General features: G+C 60.8%; 1 pseudogene. It reads left to right on the top strand.

Going from position 1 to position 635, the window contains the following annotated elements:
• Window positions 1-75: 75 nt before the first annotated feature.
• Window positions 76-635 (top strand): annotated as a pseudogene (locus HWX91_RS41025) (transposase); the annotation flags it as partial.

A 635-nucleotide genomic window follows, 5' to 3' on the forward strand; every position in this document is an offset into this window, starting at 1 on the left:
CCCCCCATGTCAGGCTAGTTGTCGCCTCACCCGAACCGATTGATGTAAAGATGGGGGGCGGACAGCGAATGGAAGATGAAACGTTATTCAGCGCAAACGCGGGAATGGGTAGTCAAACAGATGATGCCGCCGTTCAATCGTGCGGTCATCGAGCTGGCTGGAGCGACGGGCATCACGACGGTGACGCTACGCGCCTGGCGGCAGAACGCAAGACAGGCGGGGCAATTCATGCCGGGCAATGGCAAAACAGGCGATCAGTGGTCGAGCGCTGACAAGTTCAGGGTGGTGCTGGAGACGGCGTCGCTAAGCGAGATCGAGACTTCACAGTACTGTCGCAGCAAGGGCATTTATCCGGAGCAGATCCGGCAGTGGCGCGAGGCATGTGAGCAGGCCAACGGCGCGCCTGAGCCGAAGCTGACGGCGGCGCAGCGCAATGAAGCGAAGGCGGCGCAAAAACGCATCCGCGAACTGGAGCGTCAGCTCAAACGCGCTGATGCGGCCCGTGCGGAGGCGGCGGCGTTGCTGAACCTGCGAAAAAAAGCCGACGCGATCTGGGGCAAGGAAGAGGAAGACTGATCAGCAACCCGGATCGCGATGAAGCCATGCAGTTGATCGATGAAGCTGTGCAGCAGGGG

The sequence above is a fragment of the Paraburkholderia fungorum genome (genome assembly GCF_902833645.1).
GTDB classification, from domain to species: domain Bacteria; phylum Pseudomonadota; class Gammaproteobacteria; order Burkholderiales; family Burkholderiaceae; genus Paraburkholderia; species Paraburkholderia fungorum.